Annotated in this window: 5 protein-coding genes; 4 read left to right on the plus strand and 1 reads right to left on the minus strand. The window is 46.9% G+C overall.

Annotated features, from left to right (window positions below; genetic code table 11):
• The first annotated feature begins 293 nt into the window (after positions 1–293).
• From Enr10x_RS03730 to Enr10x_RS03740, 4 genes are all read left to right on the plus strand, one after another.
• Complete coding sequence (locus Enr10x_RS03730) at positions 294–572, plus strand: hypothetical protein (RefSeq protein ID WP_145448175.1); 279 nt, start codon at positions 294–296, stop codon at positions 570–572.
• Positions 573–602: 30 nt separating this feature from the next.
• Positions 603–1112, plus strand: a complete 510-nt coding sequence (locus tag Enr10x_RS03735) for a hypothetical protein (protein ID WP_145448176.1) — start codon at positions 603–605, stop codon at positions 1110–1112.
• Between the two features lie 239 nt (positions 1113–1351).
• A complete protein-coding gene (locus Enr10x_RS30760; protein WP_261343247.1) occupies positions 1352–1516 on the plus strand; it encodes a hypothetical protein in 165 nt (54 codons plus the stop codon).
• A gap of 12 nt (positions 1517–1528) precedes the next feature.
• The gene (locus tag Enr10x_RS03740) at positions 1529–2509 is read left to right on the plus strand and encodes an IS256 family transposase (protein ID WP_261343248.1); all 981 of its coding nucleotides are present in this window, start codon (positions 1529–1531) and stop codon (positions 2507–2509) included.
• Positions 2510–2722: 213 nt separating this feature from the next.
• Here Enr10x_RS03740 and Enr10x_RS03745 read toward each other — a convergent pair.
• Positions 2723–3189: hypothetical protein (locus Enr10x_RS03745; RefSeq protein WP_232093223.1), on the minus strand; the 467-nt coding region annotated here is incomplete at its 5' end.

Below are 3189 nucleotides of genomic sequence, written 5' to 3' on the forward strand. Positions count from 1 at the left end.
CTTGTTATTTTCGCTACGCTCAAATAACAAGCACCACTCCGCCACACAGATAATTTACAGAAGAGATGTTACAGTAACACGAGTGGGACTTCTCTGACTCTTCTTCCTTAGAAGTTGATTTTGACAAGATCTACCAACAACACAGGGACGAGCAAAAGATACCTGAATTATTTGATCGGATAGCTGAATGGCTAGAAAAAATTATTCAAAGTGGAGAGATCGATAGTATTAAAGTAGCAAAACAACTTAACCAAATTATTCAGACGCTAAGGAACTCTAAAAATGGTTCATACTTGGCAACTTTTGGTGCGTGGGGTCTTACTACAAGATGGTTGTATAATTCGGGATGGGAACTATTTGGAGAAATACCCATTGCAGGTGCGCTAGTTCGTGGGCTTCATACAACGATTAAGGAAGCGGATGAGGCTATGAAGTCAATGAATGAAGGAATGCAAAATGATTTTGAAACCAACATTCTCACTGATTTCCCTAAATTAGAATATCACTCTCCCGAACTTCCAAAGATTGAAAGTGATATAGAAAATACGTCGAAAATAACCAAAGTTGAATAGAATTGTTTACATTAAATCAGACAGGCGACTATGGAAAATATATTTATTATTTGTTTTACAGATGTGGTCGGTGGTTCCAGCGATACTGCTTTAATAATCGCCTTGATCGGATCTGGTACAGCTTTTTTGGGGATAATTGTAACAACGTTATTTGGATTTCTCACATGGTCTAGAAACATCAAATTTCAAATATTAAAAGACGAGAGAGATCGATTTGAAGAAAAGGCTCAAATAGTACTCGAACATTATCATGAAGCCCTGAATACTGGTAAACTCGATGTTAAATATGTTGCAGTGATATTATACGAGTTTCCTAGCGAGGTCTCAAAAATATTTAGGAGTTCAATGGAAGCAGATGTATTGAATGCCAAAGACATCGAGACTAAACAAGCAGAATATATGAAATTAGCTCTTGCTATGTCTAAATCAATAGACAACTATAGCCAACAGATTAAGAAAACTGCAGAAGTTGTTGATAAAAAGTTTGCTATGGAACTAGCTATGGATATCGTAAAAAAAACGATTAGTTTGCAGTACTAAGCACCCTTAATTCCCACTTGAATAACTCATCCACTGAAAAATTCTCAATTCCACCTAAATTCCAGCCCCACAGTTGCCAGTTACTGTAACATCTCTTCTGTAAATTATCTGTGTGGCGGAGTGGTGCTTGTTATTTGAGCGTAGCGAAAATAACAAGCACCACTCCGGCGAGCCCTTGAAAGGGTGGGCCAGATCGGTTTCTTTTTAATGTTTTCCACAACAGAAAAGGAACTCCAACCATGGCCCACCAACAACAATCTAACAACATTCTCGACGCTGTCCAGCTCCTGGCCGATCATGGATTCGATGAAATGTCGCAAGCACTCCAGATCCTGTTCAACGAAGCGGATGAAGCTGGAACGTTCCCGAATACCTCGGTGCCGAACCGTATCAACGCAGCGTAACGCGCCGTTCTTATGCCAACGGTTTCAAGCCGAAATCATTTCAAAGTCGCCTTCGGAAAGCTGGAACTGCAGGTGCCCCAGACACGCGACGGCGACTTTTATCCCTCTGCACTGGAACGCGGCGAACGGAGTGAACGCGCACTGAAGCTGGCAATCGCTGAAATGTATGTTCAAGGCGTCTCTACCCGTAAGGTCGCCAAAATCACCACCGAACTCTGTGGCTTTGATGTCACCAGTACACAGGTCAGTCGGGCAGCGAAACTGCTCGACGAAGAGCTGGAAACGTGGCGTAATCGACCGCTGGGGCAGGTGGAATACCTGATCCTCGACGCCCGCTATGAAAAAGTTCGCGTGGAGGGCAGCGTGCGGGACTGTGCCGTGCTGATTGCGATCGGCGTCCTGGCCAGCGGTCACCGGAGCGTGCTCGGAGTGTCTGTGTCGCTCTCCGAAGCCGAAGTCCATTGGCGTGAATTCCTGGGTTCACTCAACCAGCGCGGCCTGCATGGCGTGAAGCTGATCGTCAGTGATGCACACGAAGGCCTGAAAGCGGCACGACAGAACATGCTTGCTGGAACGCCCTGGCAGCGTTGCCAGTTCCATTTGATGCAAAACGCGATGCAATACGTTCCCAAGGTTCATTTGCGCAAACAGGTGAGCGAAGAATTACGCAATATCTTTAATGCCAGAGACCTGGATGATGCGCTGAATGAACTGAAACGGTTCGTTTCCACTCATGAAAAAACAGCTCCGAAACTGGCGAGTTGGGCGGAAGAAAACATCCCGGAAGGACTGACCGTATTCACCATCCCTGCCGGTCATCGCAAGCGGATGCGAACCACAAACATGCTGGAACGGCAGAATAAGGAATTAAAACGGCGTACCCGCGTAGCGGGACTGTTTCCCAATGAGGAGTCGTTGCTGAGGCTGGTGACCGCGGTCCTGGTGGAACTCAGCGACGACTGGGAAACCGGCATGAGATACCTGACAATTTAATGCTGATCACAGAGACCGAAGGCCCCGGAAATTTACAGAATGTTTGTTGCTTTATCAGTTGCCACCCACCCCGAATTCGATTCTCATAGAGCCACAGACACGGTAATTTCCCCAGTCAGAAACCACGTGGCGACGCGTTGCTCCGTGCGTCTCTGACCGCCTGCAGTCCTGAACTGTCTGCACAGAAATACCACAAATATCAGTCACCGTATTTCACTTGATCAACTGATACCCCGTGCGCGATGTGCGGTACTTGATCTCATGCGCGCTCTTCAGTCCGCGTTTTTTTCCACCACCGGTCATCGTGCCGTTTTCGCAACAGGCGACGACTTTCAATACTCCCTGCGTCTGCACGCTCACCGGTTCGCTGATCGTGATATCGAAAGTCCCGTCTTTCTCAACACGGGCCACGTATGGCTTTTGGAAATATTGGGTTTGTATGTCAGGTGCCGTGTCGTAAACAATCACGCTGTGCGCCGGGACATCTGATGTGACGCGTCCGGTCAGATGTGCGATCCGTTTCTGGCGATCATTCTTAACGGCGATGTCATGCCATTCGATCTTGGGAATACGATAGCGACGCTCTGCTGTCCCCGTAAATAACGGATGCTTCCACAGAATCGCTGCTGAGGCTTCCGTAACATAACCCCGCTCTTCCTTATTTTTCATCACTCTGCGAT

The organism is Gimesia panareensis (assembly GCF_007748155.1).
GTDB lineage: Bacteria > Planctomycetota > Planctomycetia > Planctomycetales > Planctomycetaceae > Gimesia > Gimesia panareensis.